The organism is Glutamicibacter sp. HZAU (assembly GCF_004100365.1).
In the GTDB taxonomy this organism is placed as follows: domain Bacteria; phylum Actinomycetota; class Actinomycetes; order Actinomycetales; family Micrococcaceae; genus Glutamicibacter; species Glutamicibacter nicotianae.
The window spans coordinates 1-16116 of the sequence record NZ_SCKZ01000012.1 but is presented as its reverse complement, the minus strand read 5'-3'; the positions used below and the strand labels follow the sequence as shown (position 1 = coordinate 16116).

Annotated in this window: 16 protein-coding genes and 1 pseudogene; 6 read left to right on the top strand and 11 right to left on the bottom strand. The window is 57.9% G+C overall.

The genetic code is table 11. The features are described from left to right. Positions 1–17 precede the first annotated feature (17 nt). The 5 genes from EKH49_RS15290 to EKH49_RS15270 all read left to right on the top strand — a co-directional run bounded on the left by EKH49_RS15290 (position 18) and on the right by EKH49_RS15270 (position 7169). Positions 18–725 carry a hypothetical protein gene (locus tag EKH49_RS15290; RefSeq protein ID WP_128471531.1) on the top strand — a complete coding sequence of 236 codons (708 nt, stop codon included), beginning with the start codon at positions 18–20 and terminating at the stop codon, positions 723–725. Between the two features lie 111 nt (positions 726–836). Then, entirely contained in the window at positions 837–2291 is a 1455-nt protein-coding gene (locus EKH49_RS15285; protein ID WP_128471530.1) for a hypothetical protein, read from the top strand. 2 nt (positions 2292–2293) lie between these two features. Continuing rightward, the gene (locus EKH49_RS15280) at positions 2294–3805 is read left to right on the top strand and encodes an SCO6880 family protein (RefSeq protein WP_128471529.1); all 1512 of its coding nucleotides are present in this window, start codon (positions 2294–2296) and stop codon (positions 3803–3805) included. Further along, positions 3805–5436, top strand: coding sequence for a hypothetical protein (locus EKH49_RS15275; RefSeq protein ID WP_128471528.1), 1632 nt, complete (start codon positions 3805–3807; stop codon positions 5434–5436). The genes EKH49_RS15280 and EKH49_RS15275 overlap by 1 nt, the downstream gene beginning before the upstream one ends. Further along, positions 5436–7169 (top strand): type IV secretory system conjugative DNA transfer family protein, encoded by a 1734-nt coding sequence (locus EKH49_RS15270; protein WP_128471527.1) that lies wholly within the window; start codon positions 5436–5438, stop codon positions 7167–7169. The genes EKH49_RS15275 and EKH49_RS15270 overlap by 1 nt, the downstream gene beginning before the upstream one ends. Before the next feature lie 56 nt (positions 7170–7225). Here the strand turns inward: EKH49_RS15270 and EKH49_RS15265 are convergent, their stop codons facing one another. From EKH49_RS15265 to mobC, 6 genes are read right to left on the bottom strand one after another with little or no spacing between them, the layout of a single operon-like run. After that, complete coding sequence (locus EKH49_RS15265) at positions 7226–7456, bottom strand: hypothetical protein (protein ID WP_128471526.1); 231 nt, start codon at positions 7454–7456, stop codon at positions 7226–7228. Beyond that, complete coding sequence (locus EKH49_RS15260) at positions 7441–8310, bottom strand: hypothetical protein (protein ID WP_128471525.1); 870 nt, start codon at positions 8308–8310, stop codon at positions 7441–7443. The genes EKH49_RS15265 and EKH49_RS15260 overlap by 16 nt, the downstream gene beginning before the upstream one ends. A 30-nt stretch (positions 8311–8340) precedes the next feature. Then, positions 8341–8826 (bottom strand): DUF4913 domain-containing protein, encoded by a 486-nt coding sequence (locus EKH49_RS15255; RefSeq protein ID WP_128471524.1) that lies wholly within the window; start codon positions 8824–8826, stop codon positions 8341–8343. After that, entirely contained in the window at positions 8823–9674 is an 852-nt protein-coding gene (locus tag EKH49_RS15250; RefSeq protein WP_128471523.1) for a hypothetical protein, read from the bottom strand. Before EKH49_RS15250 ends, EKH49_RS15255 begins: the two co-directional genes overlap by 4 nt. 26 nt (positions 9675–9700) lie before the next feature. Continuing rightward, positions 9701–11203 carry a relaxase/mobilization nuclease domain-containing protein gene (locus tag EKH49_RS15245; protein WP_128471522.1) on the bottom strand — a complete coding sequence of 501 codons (1503 nt, stop codon included), beginning with the start codon at positions 11201–11203 and terminating at the stop codon, positions 9701–9703. Next, positions 11200–11592: a plasmid mobilization relaxosome protein MobC gene (gene mobC / locus EKH49_RS15240; RefSeq protein WP_161567541.1), complete on the bottom strand. Its 393-nt coding sequence runs from the start codon at positions 11590–11592 to the stop codon at positions 11200–11202. Before mobC ends, EKH49_RS15245 begins: the two co-directional genes overlap by 4 nt. Before the next feature lie 260 nt (positions 11593–11852). Between mobC and EKH49_RS15235 the strand changes: the two genes are divergently transcribed. After that, positions 11853–12119, top strand: a complete 267-nt coding sequence (locus EKH49_RS15235) for a hypothetical protein (RefSeq protein ID WP_128471520.1) — start codon at positions 11853–11855, stop codon at positions 12117–12119. A 283-nt stretch (positions 12120–12402) separates the two neighbouring features. On the opposite strand, the gene EKH49_RS15230 is transcribed toward EKH49_RS15235, so the two are convergent. The 5 genes and pseudogenes from EKH49_RS15230 to EKH49_RS15215 form a co-directional block, all read right to left on the bottom strand. Continuing rightward, on the bottom strand, positions 12403–13401 hold the full coding sequence (locus EKH49_RS15230) for a zeta toxin family protein (RefSeq protein WP_128471519.1): 999 nt from the start codon (positions 13399–13401) through the stop codon (positions 12403–12405). Positions 13402–13427: 26 nt separating this feature from the next. Further along, entirely contained in the window at positions 13428–13886 is a 459-nt protein-coding gene (locus tag EKH49_RS15225) for a hypothetical protein (protein ID WP_128471518.1), read from the bottom strand. Between the two features lie 67 nt (positions 13887–13953). Beyond that, positions 13954–14211 carry a recombinase family protein gene (locus tag EKH49_RS17075; protein ID WP_269088449.1) on the bottom strand — a complete coding sequence of 86 codons (258 nt, stop codon included), beginning with the start codon at positions 14209–14211 and terminating at the stop codon, positions 13954–13956. A 97-nt stretch (positions 14212–14308) separates the two neighbouring features. Continuing rightward, positions 14309–14524, bottom strand: a pseudogene (locus tag EKH49_RS17070) (recombinase family protein); the annotation flags it as partial. A gap of 274 nt (positions 14525–14798) precedes the next feature. Next, entirely contained in the window at positions 14799–15236 is a 438-nt protein-coding gene (locus EKH49_RS15215; RefSeq protein ID WP_128471517.1) for a hypothetical protein, read from the bottom strand. Between the last annotated feature and the right edge of the window lie 880 nt (positions 15237–16116).

The following is a 16116-nucleotide window of genomic DNA, read 5'->3' as shown; positions in this document are numbered from 1 at the left end:
AGAAAGAGAAGATCCTCATGGCTGAAACTGATCCATTAGGTAAAAACTGGAAGCTCTGGGGCGGTATCCTCGCCTTCATCGCTGCGGTAGTGATCCTCGGGCTCATTTTCTTCCCCCGCACCCCACCGCAGCCAGAAGCAACACCGACCGCGCCAGCTCCTTCGGTGCCGGTCGAAACCGCGCCACCTTCTAATTCCCCCTCGGCCTCGGCGTCCAAGCCAACGACTGGGGATTGTCCTGCGCTGAGCACTGACACATCGTTCCCGAACGATGCCCCGGCTACGGAGTGGAAGCGTCACCCTGCCGGGATGCTGCTGCCGGTCTCGGCGGAGCATGGGCCGGCGAAGGTGGACGGTGAGTTCTGGCGCTGCTTTAGCCACACGCCGTCCGGCGCCCTCTATGCAGGCATTTCCTTGGGCTTCAGTTTCACTGCTGGAGGAGCATTAGAAGCGGCCCATGAATCTCCAAAACGGCAAGAAATTTTTGACCGAGAAAACAGCATTGAAGGTTCAAACTATCCGCTTATTGAGGGATACCGAGTCATGAACAGCAGCGATGATGCCGCATCAATCGAATACCTAGCCACCGAGGCCGGACAAAGCGGCTCGTTGCGCATCGACATGGTGTGGAGCGACAAAGAGCATGATTGGCGTTTAGACGTCTCTTCCGGAATTGCTGATTGGAAATTGGTCAACGACACGTCCACTTTCACCGACTGGAAGTAGTGAATCAATATGGCTCAGACAGAGGGGTGTGGTGCATTCGAATTTGGCTGTCAAATTGGCGATGGGATAAAAAACCTTGCTGATAGCGCGATTGCCGAGTTCATCAAGTCCATGTTTGATGGCGCGGTGGCCTTCATGTCGCAGATCTCCACATTCTGGATGGACTCACCCAGCCCGGACGTGAACAACGCGGCAGTCATCAGCCTTCGAGAAGATATGTCCTGGTACGTTGCAGGGTTCGCCGTCCTGGGATTCTTCCTCGGCCTGATCAAGCTCGTCATGTCCCAAGATGTGAAGAACAGCCTGATCGGCTTGGCCACCCCGATCGTGAACCTGATTCTCGCCGCAACCGCCTACGCAGTCGGCATCGGAGTGCTATTGACGGCTTCGGACGAGTTCTCCAAATGGATCGTGCAGCGATCCACCGGGGGCGAAGTGGATCTCACCCAAATGCTCCCCGCCGTCTCGGCCCTCATCGCAAGCCCCGGCACCGCTTTCTTGCTGTATATCCTGTTGCTTCTAGGTTCCATCATCAATCTACTGTTCATGTATTTCCGCGACGTGATGTTCCTGATCCTCTCAGCATTCATCGTCGTGCTGGCTGCGGCCAGTGGCTCCGAACAGGGCCGCCAAGCATGGCGTAAAGCCAACGGTTGGCTAGTCGCCCTATTGCTGTTCAAACCTGTGGCGGCGGGAATCTACTCACTGGGCCTGCGCATTCTCGCCCCTACCGGTACCCCGGAAGGACAAGAACCATCAGTTCCCGAGGCGATGCACGCCACCCTCATTGCATTGTTGATCCTGTTGTTGGCGGCGTTGGCGTTGCCCGCGTTGATCAAATTCATCGTTCCTGCCGCCGGGGTCGGCGCTGGCGCGTTCTCCGGCGGCGCAGCCTTAGGCGCGGGTGTCACCCTCGCAGCCGGCGCCGCCGTTCTGGCGGGCACTGGCGGTGCAGCAGCAGCCGGCAAGGGAGCAGCAGCGATGCCCCAAGGTGCCAGCAACACAACATCCACGACTGGGACGGGCAAGAGCGCGGAATCAGCAATCACTGGCAGTTCCTCTGCTGGTGGCGATACCGGCACTGGTGCTGGATCTACCGGTGGCGGTTCTGGCGCGTCAGAAACGATCAGCAGCGGTGGTACGGGCGGCGGGGCTTCGGCCTCCGGAACATCCTCAGGCGAGGGCAGTTCTGGCACTGGGTCCAGCTCGGGCGGATCAGCCACCGGCAGCAGCACTGAGTCGACGGGTTCAGGATCTTCGGGTGCTGGCTCCACCGGTTCCGGATCAAGTACTTCTACTGCAGGTACTTCGAGCGGTTCTGGTTCGTCGGCTTCCACGGGTTCCAGCTCGTCTCCCTCGGGGGCCGGCTCCAAGTCCGGGGACGCGGCCCAAGCCTCCAATACCGGCCAAGGAACGTCAAACAGCCAAGACACACCGTCTGTTGGTGGCCCGCCCGGGGCGAAAGCACCCAACAAGCTCAACGAAGCCATGCAGAAAATGAGCGATGTTAAAGGCATCGCCAACGGCGCGAATCCCAGCAAGCTCGTAGACGAGGACGGCGAATAATCATGGCCACCACAGATACGCGAATCGAACCGAACACCTTCGGCAACCTGACCGTGCCGCGCCGCTCAGGCTTGCTGGGCCTGTCCATGGGCCAAAGCCTCATGCTGGTGCCCATCGTCCTGATCGTCATCGTCACCGCAGCACGCGGCTGGATCATGGCCGCCGTCATCATCGCCCTGGCCACCATCCTCGGTGCCATGCTGCTGCTGGTCACCAAAAAACAAGGCCGATCAATCTACGGGAGACTCATGCTACGTCTAGCGCAGCGGCAGAAAGTCGCATCCAAAAAGCACGTATACCTTTCCGGCCCCACCGGGTTCACCCCCGACGGGCAAGTGCGCTTGCCGGGGCTGATGGCCAAATCGCATTTGACCGAATCCATGGATTCCTACGGCAACCCGTTCGGCCTGATCCGCCTCTCATCCCGTGGCCACCACAATTACTCCGTGGTGCTCGAATGCTTCCCCAACGGGGATAACCTCATTGACCAGGCCGACGTGGATAACCAGGTAGCGCACTGGGCGAACTGGCTGACCCAGCGCGGGTTGGATGAAGGAATCCGCGGTGCCTCCGTCACCATCGAATCGTCCCAGGACTCGGGCCTGCGTCTGCAAAAACTGCTGGCGGATAACCACCGCGAGGACGCTCCCGAATTCGCCCAGCGTGTCGTTGAACGTATCGCGCAGACTGATAACTCCACCGCTCCTGAGGTCGTGGCCCGCATTACCCTCACCTTCGACGGCCGCCGCCTCGATGGGAAGGCCGGGGATCGAGGCATGGAAGAAATGGCCGAGGAAATCGGCAACAAGCTCCCCGGCATCATCTCCGGTCTGGCGAACACCGGGGCCGGAGCAGTACGCCCTAACACCGCCCAGGAAATCATCGACTTCACCCGTGTTGCCTACGACCCGACCACCGCTGTAGCAGTGGAGGAAGCGCAAGCCGCTGGCGGCACCGGCCTTGCCTGGGAGGATGCGGGGCCGTCCTTCGCTTTGGACGCGTTCGATCACTACCGGCACGACCGTGCGGTGTCCAAGTCCTGGACGATGTATGAAGGGCCGCGCGGCGCATTCATGTCCAACTCACTGGCCCGCTTGACTGCACCGAGTGAAGGCGCGCTGCGCAAGCGCGTGACCTTGCTGTATCGTCCGATCCCGGCTGATCAGACTTCAACGGTAGTGGAGAACGAGCAGAAGGATGCGATGTTCTCCGGCTCGCAGCAGCGCGTATCCGTGCGTGCCCGCCAGCGTTTGGCGGCAGCGCAGAAAACCGCCCAGGAAGAAGCCTTGGGTTCCGGGTTGACCCGCTTCGGACTGATCATAACGATCAGCGTCAAGGATGAAGCGGAACTGAAGAAGTTCGACCGCACCGTTCCCGGCCTGGTGTCCCACGCGAAACTGCGGGTACGCGAGGCGTTGGCGAACCAGGCAGTGACCTTCCAGTCTGGCTTGCCTTTGGGCATGGTGGTACCTGATCACATGATGATCCCCGACGAGATTAAAACGTGGTTCTAATGACTCCCCTGAAACTCTCGAAGAAACGCCAGCACACTAGCCCTGAGGATCTGGCGCTCTCACATCTCACCCAGTCCCACAGCCTCACGCTATCCAAGCGCGACGTGGCCCGTTTGGAACGCTCTGCGAAGAAGGCAGCCCCCAAGCCAGCCAAGGAACCAGGCTTGCTTTCCCGACTGCTGGCTGAGGGCGCCCAATCGCGCTATGTTCCAGGCGATGCAGGGTGGAACCGCCGTGGCGGCGGGCCGGTGAACTACATCGAAAACCCGGTCGAGATTCAAGGTTCAGCGGTGCAGGTGTGCGGGTTCTGGCCCTTCGTCAACGGAGCCGGATTGCCGACCATTGGCGCACCTCTGGGCCGCCATCTGCTGCGCAACACGCTCGTGACCGGCGATCCTATTTCCTGGTTCCTCAACGGCATCATTTCCAACCCTTCCGCCTTCATCCTCGGCCAGCCAGGACTAGGCAAGACCTCGCTGGTGCACCGCCTGCTGGCCGTGCTCTCAGCCTGGGGCGTGGTGCCGATGATCCTGGCCGACTCACGCCCCGATTACGTGCCGCATATCCGCGCTCTGGGCGGGCAGGTCATCACCTTCTCCCCTGGCCAGGGGCATTTGAATCCGTTGGATCTGGGGCCGCTGGTGGCCAGCTTGAACGAGATTGAGAACGAGAAGGCGCGGGACATTGCAATTCAGGAGATGATCAGCCGCCGCCGCTCGCTCATGGAAGGCATCGCCTCGATGATGCTGGGCCGGCCGCTGAAACCGCACGAGTCCACGTGCCTTTCGGTGGCGATCAATGAACTTGACCCGAATCTGACCGAGGCACCATTGATCGGGGATCTGGTGGACTTCATTCGTTCCCGGCCCGAGGTGCTGCGCCAAAACGTCCTGGCCTACGATGATGACCACGAATACGACCAGCGCCTTCAAGCGCTGCTGGACGCGTTGATCAACCTCGGCCCTTCCGGCGCGTATGGGGACATGTTCGCCAAGCCTTCGGATGCTCATATCACCCCCGGTGTGCCGGTGGTATTCGACATTTCCGGCGTGAACGAAAACGATAGTGTTCTGGTCGCTGCCGTGCAGTCCTTGTGCTGGAACCTCGGATCAGCCACCGTCTCGGCCGAACAGCACCTGGCGGCAGCGGGCAAACGGCAGCGCCGCACCTACTTCCTGGTCATGGACGAGCTGTGGCGCATCCTGCGCGCCAGCGATGACATGGTGCACTTCATTGACACCATTACGCGTCTGAACCGTGGGCGCGGCATTGGCCAGGTCATGATCACCCACACCATGAACGACCTCAGGCTATCCAAGGAGCACCTGACGGCCACCGCCTGGGGGTTCGTGGAACGCTCCGCGCTCGTGTTCCTTGGCGGCTTGGCTCCTTCGGAGATGGGCAATCTGGAAGAAGTGTTCGCCCTGTCCTCCAAGGAAAAATCGTTGATGACCGACTGGACCGGTGAAGCCGTGGTTGATCCGAAAACCAACAAGGCTTCCCGTCGCCCTGGTGCCGGTCACTTCATCATGAAAGTGGGCAAGAACCCGGGCACCCCGTTCGTCACGCAGCTTACTGATCTGGAATTTGAAATCAGCGATACCAACCGGGCTTGGGAGATGGTCAAATAATGTTTTCCTCAGATCCGCGCTCGGGGCGCAAGAACCAGCCAGCGAACGATGACGCGCTGTGGATGGTCGGCGGCGGCATTCTCACCTTAGGCATCTTGGGGGTGTTGCTGTGGACTCTCGGGGCAATCCTCGATCCCAAGGTGGAAAATACGTCGAATAATCCGGTGCAGATCCTCATGGATCAAGGCCGAGGATACGCGCCGGTCGGCGGCATCCAAATCGCTGTGTTCATCCTGGGCCTGTTGCTGTTGCTCTCAGTTCTCGTGATGCTGCTGATCGTGTGGCGGCGCAGCCGGGGCACCAGCTCGCGCGTGGATCACCTGGCCAGGGAGATGGGCCATGCCAAGGATTTCAAGAGCCTGGAAGAACCAGCGGCCCGTGCCGACGCGGAACGCCTCGGTGCCCAGAAAGCCGGGATCGGCTCGCCCTTGGCCAAGCTGGTCAACAACCGCAAGCCCTTGTTTGCTTCTTATGAGTGGGTGCAGATCTGGTTGATGGGGCCACGTGCCGGTAAGACCTCGTGCGTGTGCGTCCCACAGATCCTGGAAACCGGCGGCCCGGTGCTGGCCACTTCCAACAAGCGCGACATTGTGGACATGACCCGTGGCCCACGCGCCCGCGTGGGCACCGTCTGGGTTCACGACGTGCAGGGCATCATCGGTGAAGAACGTTCCTGGTGGTGGAACCCGCTGTCATTCGTCACCGACATGGAAACAGCCGAAAAGCTCGCTGACGTGTTCCTGGCCTCGGCCACCGACGCAGGCGCGAAGCAGGACGCGTATTTCGAGTCTGACGGTAAGCGGTTGCTCTCGCACCTGTTTTTTGCCGCTGCTGTGGGCCGACGTCCGATTACCGATGTGTTTTCGTGGGCGCAAGATCCCGAGGATTTCAACGCCCGCGACCTGCTCAAAGACCAGGGCCACGTCGCCCTGGCCGGTTCGCTAGAGCAGATCCAGAAGCTCACCCCGAAGCAGCGTGACGGCGTGTATGGCACGATGCGCCCCTGGGTGAATGTCCTGTCCTACGACAAGGTGATTCCCTGGATTCGCCATAATGGGGCCAATCGCCCCGAATTGGATCATCGCAAGCTGGCCACCGGAACAGACACCCTGTATCTCATCTCCAAGGAAGGCGGCGGATCAGCTCGTGCGATCACCGCTGCCCTGGTCATGGCCGTCATGACCGAGGCAGAAAAGACCGCCTCTAGACAGCCCGGTGGCCGGTTGAAAACCCCGCTCACAGCCGTGCTGGACGAGGCCGCGAATGTCGTTCGCTGGCGCGAGCTGCCGGATGTGTATTCGCACTACGGCTCGCGAGGCATCGTAGTGTCCACGTTCTTCCAGTCCTATAGCCAGGGCGTGGAAGCCTACGGCGAGAAGGGCATGAACAAGCTTTGGGGTGCAGCCAATATCCGCGTGGCAGGATCTGGCCTATCTGACGATAAGTTCCTGCCGTTCCTCGCCCAGGTGATCGGGGAACGGGACGTGCTCAAACGCTCGTCAAGCACCAGCGGCCGCACAGGTCGTTCAGTGTCCAGCTCGATGCAGCGCGAAAAGATCCTGGATGTCGCCGACCTGGCGGCGTTGCCACGGGGCCGGGCGATCCTCACCAGCTCGGGCCTGCCCGCGGGATTGATCGAGCTGCAGCACTACTCGGCCAAACCGTATGCCCAGGATGTACAGGGCTCGCAGAGGTACTACGAACATGTGGGGACTATACGAAACCTCAACTAACGGAATGAAGCCCTCGACAAGTTCTCTTGTCGAGGGCTTCAGATTAAAGATGAAGATCAGACAGCCATGGAAGATACAGTATGGCCGCTAAAGTAACGAGAGTGGGTCTTCTTAATGGTCTCCAGTGAGTCGCTGTTCAAGGACACGATTTCCCAATCCGAATTAGGGCGCTCTGTTTCGAGTTTCAGCCGTTCAAGCAACGCTTCGCGAGAACCCTCTGGACCGTCAAATTCTTTGACGATACGGTCACCAGAGAACCGATGATATTGGATTACGAATCCAGCCATGGCTTTCCCTCCTCCATCCTTCGTAGACCTTCGAACTGCTCTCTAATTTCGTCACAGTCCAAGGCGATACGGCTTTCCATCCTTTTCAGAAGAAGCCGTTCTCTCTCATGTCTTACGTATATATCGTTAATACGATTACGTCTACGCAAGTCTTTCTTCCTCATCCTAGTGTAGCGAGTTGAAAACTTTGGACGCTGATCTATTGATAGGTCCTTGACGTGAAAAACACTATACCGTCGTTCAAGTTCAGCAATCGCTGACGAGATGGCATGCAGAAATAAGACCGTTCGCGATTCATTCGGATGTGTCGGCATAACTCCATACCGAATCTCTCGTCCTAAAACGTCAGCGGCTGCTTCATACATATTCGCCCACTTACCTTGGAGTTGAGTGCGAACTTGGATCTCGGCACGTGCAGGCTCTTTCAACCAAAGGTGAACCGCCCGATAGCCGCTATGGGGTTCTGATCTCAAATCACGGATCTGCACCTCATTCTCATCGAACATCCCCGCAATGGCGGTAACAACTGCATCCTGCTCGAGCAATGTCATTTCAGCTTCAAATCTGATGCCCGCAATATCTTGGATGCTCTGTAACGGCGTTCGTCTGTCACGCTGGAGCTTCTGTCTGAGCGTATCAATGGTTTTGGGCCTAGACGAGACCTCATACTCTCTATCTGAAAGTAGAGTAGTCCAATCAAGAACCTGGATTTTTTGTCGAATTTCATCTGCATAATCGTTGAAATACGACATGACATCTACATAATCAGGCGTGCCTGACCTAGGTTCTGTTTCGTCGCGGATGGATTCACCAAGCCTACGAAGCTGATTAGTACCCCACTCGTGCTTATTCATAGTGCCAACAAAAATAGCAGAAGTTCCTGGCTAATCACTTGCAATCGAAACGGTGGAATCTGCATTCCTGAAATATCCGTCCGGGGCCTCGTGCACTGGGAACATCTCAGGAAGATCTGGATGCATCACCTTGTCATACGCATGGAACGGGCCGTCCAGCGCGGTGAGTCTGTCCATCAGCGGGTAGAAGTAGTCCCGATAGAACACCAGGATCTGCTGCGGGCCATCCCACCGCATCTGCTCCCATGTCTCCCACAACGCGGTGATCACCGAATACACTTCCGGGTACTCATACCAATTCGGTGCCCACGCATGACCTGAGGGGCCATGCTTGCGCAAATAGCGGGGCAGAGCATAGCCGTGCAGCCATTGTTCGGCATCTTCGTAAACGAAGGGCCGTTCGTCCGCTTCTTGCCCGTTCTCCGGCTGTTGGGCGGTTGACTGCTGCTGCTCTGGCTCGTTCGTCTCCCCGCCGTCCAGATCCAGCTCATCATCATTTGGGGGAATGCCAATCATCGCGACAGCTCCTGTCCCTGAGTCCGTGCGGACGCGGCCCCGGCCATGACTCGTTTGCGATTCTTCATGGCTGTCTGGGGATTAGCGGTGGTTGGTGCCAGCGGGAAATCAGCGTCTTTGCCGCCCTTCTCTTTCCACACCGTCAGCAGCCGTTGCGCAGCCGGGCTGTTCTGGTTCTGCACTGCATCAACAGAACCAGGTTTCGCCCCATCGGCTTGACCAGGAGCTGCGAGAGCCGCAGAATTTTCAATTGCCTCCCCCTGTTCTTTTCCGCCAAGCACCGGCTCTTGCTCGGCGCGCCGCTCGGCCGCGTCAACGTGAGCCTCATCAGACTGTTCTTCACCTGTTGCACGCTCTGCCACTGCTTGGTGAGTTTCTTCGTTCTCCTGCGCCCGCTCGGCTGCTACCGGGTTGCCTTCGGCGTTCTCCCGCTGGCCGGCCAGGTAGTCATCCAGCGCATCACGCAAGGCTTGGTGGCGGTCAGTGGCTGCCGTGGGGTGATCCCGGTTAATGTCCTCCACGTTGATGCCAAACTGGTTGCGGATACGGTCAGCACCAGCCATGAACGCCTGGGAAGCTGACTCATGGCGTCCAGCAAGTTCGCTGGCCACGATCATCCTGTCGGCAATCGCTTCGCTGCCAGCACTCTTCCAGAACTGCGCTGAGGATAAATCTCGGTGAACCATCTGAGCCACGTTGCGTTCACGCTCTGCTTCCGCATTGACCTCAGACAGCCGCATTTGTGCTCGGCGCTGGGCGTTCTCGGCCATTTGCATTCCCGAACCCATGACAGCTCGGACAATGCTGCCGAAGTCCTGCATCATCTCTGATTCTTCTTGGCTTTCCACGGTGCTTCCTCTCGTTAGGTTTGGGCCTATCGTTCGTAACCCTGGTCAGTACCCGATACAGGACGTGCCCCGGCGTTCCAATCTCGGTACGGAACATGCGGTGCCTTCGGCGCACCCACTTTCTGCGCTTCCTGTGCCTGGATACGTTTCATTTCCGCGTTCACAATGTTCTCGGCATCGTTGATCAAGCGATCAACACCCGAAGCAAAACGAGGCCGATCAGCAGCCATATGATTCTGCATCATGACGCGGCCTAAACGACCAGCTTGCTTCGCCAAAGCCACCCAGCCATAACCTTTGCCAGCTTTGAATCGCTGGTTAAGCCTTGCCGCGTAGCGCACGTTACCTCCACCCTGGGCAGCACGGGCGTAAGACTCGGAAAGCTGCTGGAACGTCGCTGGCTTGCCGCGCTCGAACTGCAACGACAAGCGGGCGTAAATGTTCGCCAGCGTATCCGGCCCGGTCTTGTGGCTCATCATCCGTTCCAACTGCTGAACAGACACCGGACGAGCTACTGCCTTGCGGTGCTCCCGGGACTGGTTCGATGAATGCAAGGACACCAAATAGGCATCCCCGGCCACGCGATCCTTGTTCCCGAACCTGGCGTGAATATCATTCCAGGCAAGAGTGGAATCCAGCTTTGATGGCGCGTACCAAATCACTTTGTTGTCGCTGCCGCGTTCGCCCAAAGACACCCGATAGCCACGCACTTCACTGTTCGATCCGGCCTTGAAACTCGGAGCAATACGCACGCCCAGATCCTGCGCATGGCGCACATATTCTTCGGCACTGTTCGCTGTGGAGAGTGCTGCACGCAGACGGCGACGCAGCTCGAACTTATCCGACAAAGCATTGTTCCCGCGCTCGGCCCTCGCACGCTCTGCTGGCTTCTCCCCCGCCAGACCCTTGCCGTGTTCCTGGGACTCCAACCGAGGCAATCCGTACTCTAATTCGAGCTCGCGGCACGCGACCTGGGCACGGTGGAAATCATTGTGCGTGCTCGCCTTGGTTCCGTCCTCGCGAACCATCGACACCACTACGTGAATATGGTCGTTGCCGTTCTTCGATGCGCCGTGATGTACCGCAACCCAGCGCGAGGATTTTGCGCCGTCCGGGTCAATGAAACCCATCTTTTCCACGAAGGATGCCGCAATCTTTTCCCATTGCTCATCGGGCACTGAACCGTACCCGGATTCAACAGCCAAGGAGCAATGCCATACGTGCGCATCCTTCGACCCGGTGCGGATCTTCTTGCCGTTTTCATCCTTCAAGAACTCGCCGGATTCTTCGTCTTTCGCATACACCGGCTTGGTCACTTCGGTGCCGTGCAGCTTGCGTGGAGCATCCAGCATCTCGGCAATTTCAAACGCATCGTACTTCGACAATTCAGCACCTGGCGCGTAGGCGAAAGTCACCCGATCATCTCCGGCAATGAACCGCTGGTTCTCGTGCTCGTTGGAACGTCCAGGGCCAACCAGGTAGTTCATCAAACCAGCCATGCGACCACCACGAGTGACGTTGGGGATCATGCCGGCTCCCCCACGATCTTCAACGACTCCAAGACCTCATCAATGCGCGCCACCGTCGCGCGCAGATGTTCCAAAGAATCGTGCAGCTCGCCCTTGATTTCACCGGTCGCATTCGTCGCCCTGGCGATCTGGTTGATGTTGTTTCCCGCAGCGGCAAGTCCACGCTGCAACAAGAACAAGGAAGTGATCAGCTCGTGGCGTTCGGCAGCAGTTTCTCCACGGGACTGCGACAACGTGGACTCCACCAACAACCGCGGAACAGAGACATCAAGCTCGTCGGCCATGACCTGCAACGCGAGGTTCTGCTCAAGGGTCAGCTTCACCACGCGGCGCACCGAACGGCCGCCAGTCGCGTTCGGCTGACGCTTGCGCGAATCGAAGCGAGCCATGCGAATCAACCTCCCAGCCCAGTGCAACACCAATCGACCCAATAGGTCGATTGTCCCACCCGCAGAACCACAGTTCAAGGACACAAGCAACTTAGGGCACCTAAGTTTATAGCTTGCTCCGCCTTCTCGGCGGGGCACTTCGTCTCTAGCGGGTGCAACATGCGTTGGCATCAGAAGATGCCCGCGCTACGCTGGAAGCATCACAAGTTCGCCAGATCGGCCTAGCCGAGGTGGCGCAGTCCTATCGGAAGGTTCAAGCCATGAGTGACGCAGCAAGCCGCATCCTCGAACAGCTCCAAGCGCAAAACGACCTGCGCATGCAAGCCGCCAACGACATCGCCCAAGCCGTCGCCGCGCGTGTGGAAGCCGAGCAGCAGCTAGAGCAAGCCAAGGCCGCCGAAAAGCAAGCTTTCGCCGCTGCATTGAAGAAGGGATGGACGCAAACCGAGCTGAACAAAATCGGCTCGCCGTCCCGTCGCCGGCCTCGCAAAAAGGCCGACCAAACGACTGCACCAGCAGAGAGCTGAACGAGCACATAGCAATGGGCCGGCACTCACCCAAAGGTGAGTACCGGCCCACTTTTTAAACCTGGTTACGTTAGGTAGCCTCCTGCCCACATGGGCACGAAAAAAGCCCTCCCGCTCCGCTGCTTTTTTCGCACACATGATGGACAGCAGGAACCAATCGACCGCCCGCACACAAGCCACAAGCTGCGGTACCTGAGTTCACTTACGACGAGTGATCGCGGCCCGTGCACGGCCTCTAGTAATGGCAACCCGCCAGGATAAAGCTCCCTGAATCGATCGGACTTTATTCTCCGATTCCAGTACCTCGATCCCGACCGGCTCGATTAGACTTCCCGATAGTTTTCGGCACCCCGTGGCCCTTGGGAAAACCTTGCCGTGCCGTCGCTGCACGACGCGCCATGAGCTTGCCATCCTGCTTCACTTGATCAATCTCAGGGATCGCAGAACCTCGACGGAACTGCTTGAAACTGGCAACCCCCTTGCCATTCTCAGCCAACCACCTTGCCGCTTCCTCGGTAGCAGACTTGCCCTCCGGCGTGACCAAATTATTCGCAAAATCAGATGGCACCGGACGGCCGCCAAGCTGACTCTCTCCGCGTTCAAAAGCATCGCGCCCGGCCTGCCACCGGCCATAAATTCCGGCCTTGGACTCCTCGAATGAGGCCTGCACGCTCACCACATCGTAGGTGTAGCCGCGCTTGTCCAAGGTAGCGGCAACTTCCTGCGCCGACCCTTGCGATTTGAGCACCGTATCAATGACATAGTTCGTGCCGTCCTTGCGCAAGTCTTTCTGTAGCTTGGCGCTGAGCATGGACGATTCTTCATGCACCAACGCAGCAAACTCCATTGGAGCGAACTTGTGCCCCTGGGCTTCAAGCTCTTTCACCAATGGCGTTTTCAGACGATCCAGGTTTCCGCTATCCAGCTCGTGCTGGATGATCTTCTCCTTGAAAATATCCGGGTCGCACTGAACGTAACCAGGAACATCATTCAAGCGTTCGCGCTGCACAGTGCCTTTGCCAGCTCCGGGCGGCCCAGCCATCACAATAGCTTTTCCCTCGTGCTTGATTTCTCCGCGCTTAGCAGAGTCCTCAATCACTTCTTGCATCCACTTCTTGTGCAAGAGTTCCCGTTCCGATGTGGCACGAGGCCGCGATCCGCTTTGGATGAAATACTGCCCTTGTCTGATCGTCGAGTATGCCCCGCGCGGATTCATATCAGGATCAGCCAGCACCTGGCGCAGGGCCGCGTAATGTCGTTCTATTGATTCGTCGTTAGCCAACGATCCGCCCTTCGGTTGCTCGCCGCCTAATCGGCCGTCTTCGTCAACACTTCATCGTAAGTAGCTGCATCAATCAGCTCATGCCGCAGTGCGTCGCCTACTTCTTCCCACGTACCGTCCAGGCTCTCTTCGTACTCACCATACTCGTTCGCCCAAGGGGTCGGCTTGTACGGCCACGCGACCAGCACACGCACCAGCTCCTCACGGTCGATAAACCCGGCCGCGTACCGCTGGCACACCTCATAAGGACTTGCAGCGTTGAACTCGCCCACCACTTCCGGTACCGCCTGGGCACGCTGCAACGCCTTCGCCACCGCTGGCTGAGACATGCCCAGCAGCGCCGCCATCTCTTTCTGAGTCATGCCGCCCGCAGCAGCCTTCAAAGTCCGCTTATAGTCCAGCGAATCAACTTCCATACGCTGCCGAGCTTTCAGCAGCCGCGCACGCATTTCATCATGCTGCGGACGTTCCATCAGCTGGCTCATAACAACCTCCTAAACCTCAAAATAGAAATTCCTTCACTTCCAATATAACATTAGTTATATTTCTGAATCAACGATTTTCGCTCGATAACGAACGGTAAATACTCGCTGCACTGACACCAAGAATCTTGCCGATCTGCGCATAACTCTTCCCCTCTTCGCGCAGCTGCCGCGCCGTGTCGATGCGGTCTGCATCCATGACGCGCGGCCGGCCTCCTACCCGGCCCTGGGCGCGCGCATGCGCCAAACCCCGGCGGGTGTTCTCCCGGATCATAGAAACGCGCAGCTGCGCCATAACCGCCATGATGCCCACAATGGCTTCGCCCATCGGCGTAGATATGTCCACGTCCAAAAAACGGCTCAGTAAGACTTTTGATCCTCACGCCACGCTCCCCCAGCTCGCGGATAATCTCAATGGCCATTCGCTCTTCACCGGCCACGCGATCCAGGGCGCGGATGATCAGCGTATCCCCCGGCTTCAATTGCGCCTTGCATGCCACCCACTGCGGCCGCGCAGCCTCCCTGCTCGACTCCCCACGGTCAGTAAATATCTGCCCTGCTCCGGCCGCGCGCAGCTCGGCCGCCTGCGACTCCGGGTTCTGCTCGCGCGTACTAACTCGCGCATATCCAATGACTGCCATATCAAAAACGGTACACAGCCAGGTTGTGCAATGAATCAGTTTTGAAAGACGTTTCTGAAACAAAAAACCCCGGCGTGTCGCCGGGGTTCTGTCAGTTTCCGAAGTCCTCAGCACTTTTGTCCGTAGTCCTCAGCACTGCGCCGAGCCGCCCGCAAGAGGAACCCCTACTGGGCAAATTTGACGGCGCCCACCGATCGATTGTTCTCCTCAACAGGTCAAGATCTTCGGCTGGTGTCCGCGTCAGCATGGCAGCCCAGAAGTCCAAGGATCTTGGCTACGGGCTGGGGATGAGGATATTGTCGTGGATCCTCGTCCATCCTTCGGATTCCAGCGCTCGTGTGTCCGCGTCATCCCTGACCAGAGTCGCCGCCTTGTTGCCGGGTGTTGTCGACGCGGTGACAATCACGTCGGTTGCCCCCAGCAAGCCACAGCCGGCGAACCATTCGGGGTCTGCTCCTTGGGGAACAACGATGATGCAACCGTCCGCGGAATCATTGGCCGTGGCAACGAAATACTGCACTTGTTCGTGGGTGGTTAGTAATCGTGAGCTTTCCCTGTTGATGGGGTCAGCGAGTTCGATAGCGTCGGGAAGGATGTCCTCGGGAGAGGCCTGGCGCTCCAATGCCTGAATTCCTGTATGTCCTGAACATGCACTGATCGACACCATCGCACCGAGAAAGATCATTGCTGCGAAAACCTTGCGGATACCCATGTTTGAACCCTTCAGCTGATGTTAATGAAAGGCTACCTCAGTACCGTCTTTGTGGCTCGTAGCTTTCAATTTTCTTGTCCGCTGGGGCTGCTTCAAGCTGGGTAATACCCTGTTGCACTCATTCCTGAGCCATGAATTTAGTCCATTGGGGGAACCCTCTGCGGGACGGCAATGAGATTTTGTGTGCAACCGATGCAGAGCGGCGACTTCCCCGAAGGGATTCGATGGAGATAGAGCGGGGATTGTGCTTGAACTTAGCCCGGGGTACCACTGTATGCCGCCGATTCAGAGCAAGGTTGTATCTATGAAAATTGGCTGGCTCAATTTGGTAGCCCAATTTACTAACTATTGCTTCCCACTATCTGTGGGGTTAGACTCCGAGCCATAAGGAATATGGTTCGATGATTCCCCGGCGATGCATTGTTTGGAGCACAGACTGATGAAGGACCTAACTAAGATCTCCGCACTTGTGGTCCTACTGGTTGCCCTCGGTTTGCTGGCTTTCGCAAACTGGTTACCTGCATTGATGTTCCTGCCAGTGGCCGGAGGACTGTTTATGCTAGATCCAGCTATGTTCAGTTCAAAAAAACCAAATCAAGACCAGCGTCATTCGCTGGGGTTCAAGAGCAACTATCACGAGTAGACATAACCGGACGGAAGGGTCTGAGTCATACTTTCTGTCGATCGGAATCTATAGCTAAGAATTACCTCGGATGGTGAAATGAGCAGTTCCGAGGAAAATTGGAACTGCACCTTCTGTTTAACTGTGTGATGTCTCAAGACACCGGTGACACTTCTGTCTCAGGACATCGGTAACACTCGGTGTCTCAGGACATCGGTAACAGATCAGACCGGGTCAGGCATGTTTTGGAACTTCGCC

What these genes read in the sequence shown, in the direction of transcription:
- EKH49_RS15215 (WP_128471517.1), bottom strand. Translation starts at nt 15,236, where the DNA reads ATGGGTATCCGCAAGGTTTTCGCAGCAATGATCTTTCTCGGTGCGATG.
- EKH49_RS15290 (WP_128471531.1), top strand. Translation starts at nt 18, where the DNA reads ATGGCTGAAACTGATCCATTAGGTAAAAACTGGAAGCTCTGGGGCGGT.
- EKH49_RS15225 (WP_128471518.1), bottom strand. Translation starts at nt 13,886, where the DNA reads ATGAGCCAGCTGATGGAACGTCCGCAGCATGATGAAATGCGTGCGCGG.
- EKH49_RS15235 (WP_128471520.1), top strand. Translation starts at nt 11,853, where the DNA reads ATGAGTGACGCAGCAAGCCGCATCCTCGAACAGCTCCAAGCGCAAAAC.
- mobC (WP_161567541.1), bottom strand. Translation starts at nt 11,592, where the DNA reads ATGGCTCGCTTCGATTCGCGCAAGCGTCAGCCGAACGCGACTGGCGGC.
- EKH49_RS15260 (WP_128471525.1), bottom strand. Translation starts at nt 8,310, where the DNA reads ATGAATAAGCACGAGTGGGGTACTAATCAGCTTCGTAGGCTTGGTGAA.
- EKH49_RS15275 (WP_128471528.1), top strand. Translation starts at nt 3,805, where the DNA reads ATGACTCCCCTGAAACTCTCGAAGAAACGCCAGCACACTAGCCCTGAG.
- EKH49_RS15255 (WP_128471524.1), bottom strand. Translation starts at nt 8,826, where the DNA reads ATGATTGGCATTCCCCCAAATGATGATGAGCTGGATCTGGACGGCGGG.
- EKH49_RS15265 (WP_128471526.1), bottom strand. Translation starts at nt 7,456, where the DNA reads ATGGCTGGATTCGTAATCCAATATCATCGGTTCTCTGGTGACCGTATC.
- EKH49_RS15285 (WP_128471530.1), top strand. Translation starts at nt 837, where the DNA reads ATGTTTGATGGCGCGGTGGCCTTCATGTCGCAGATCTCCACATTCTGG.
- EKH49_RS15245 (WP_128471522.1), bottom strand. Translation starts at nt 11,203, where the DNA reads ATGATCCCCAACGTCACTCGTGGTGGTCGCATGGCTGGTTTGATGAAC.
- EKH49_RS15270 (WP_128471527.1), top strand. Translation starts at nt 5,436, where the DNA reads ATGTTTTCCTCAGATCCGCGCTCGGGGCGCAAGAACCAGCCAGCGAAC.
- EKH49_RS15280 (WP_128471529.1), top strand. Translation starts at nt 2,294, where the DNA reads ATGGCCACCACAGATACGCGAATCGAACCGAACACCTTCGGCAACCTG.
- EKH49_RS17075 (WP_269088449.1), bottom strand. Translation starts at nt 14,211, where the DNA reads ATGGGCGAAGCCATTGTGGGCATCATGGCGGTTATGGCGCAGCTGCGC.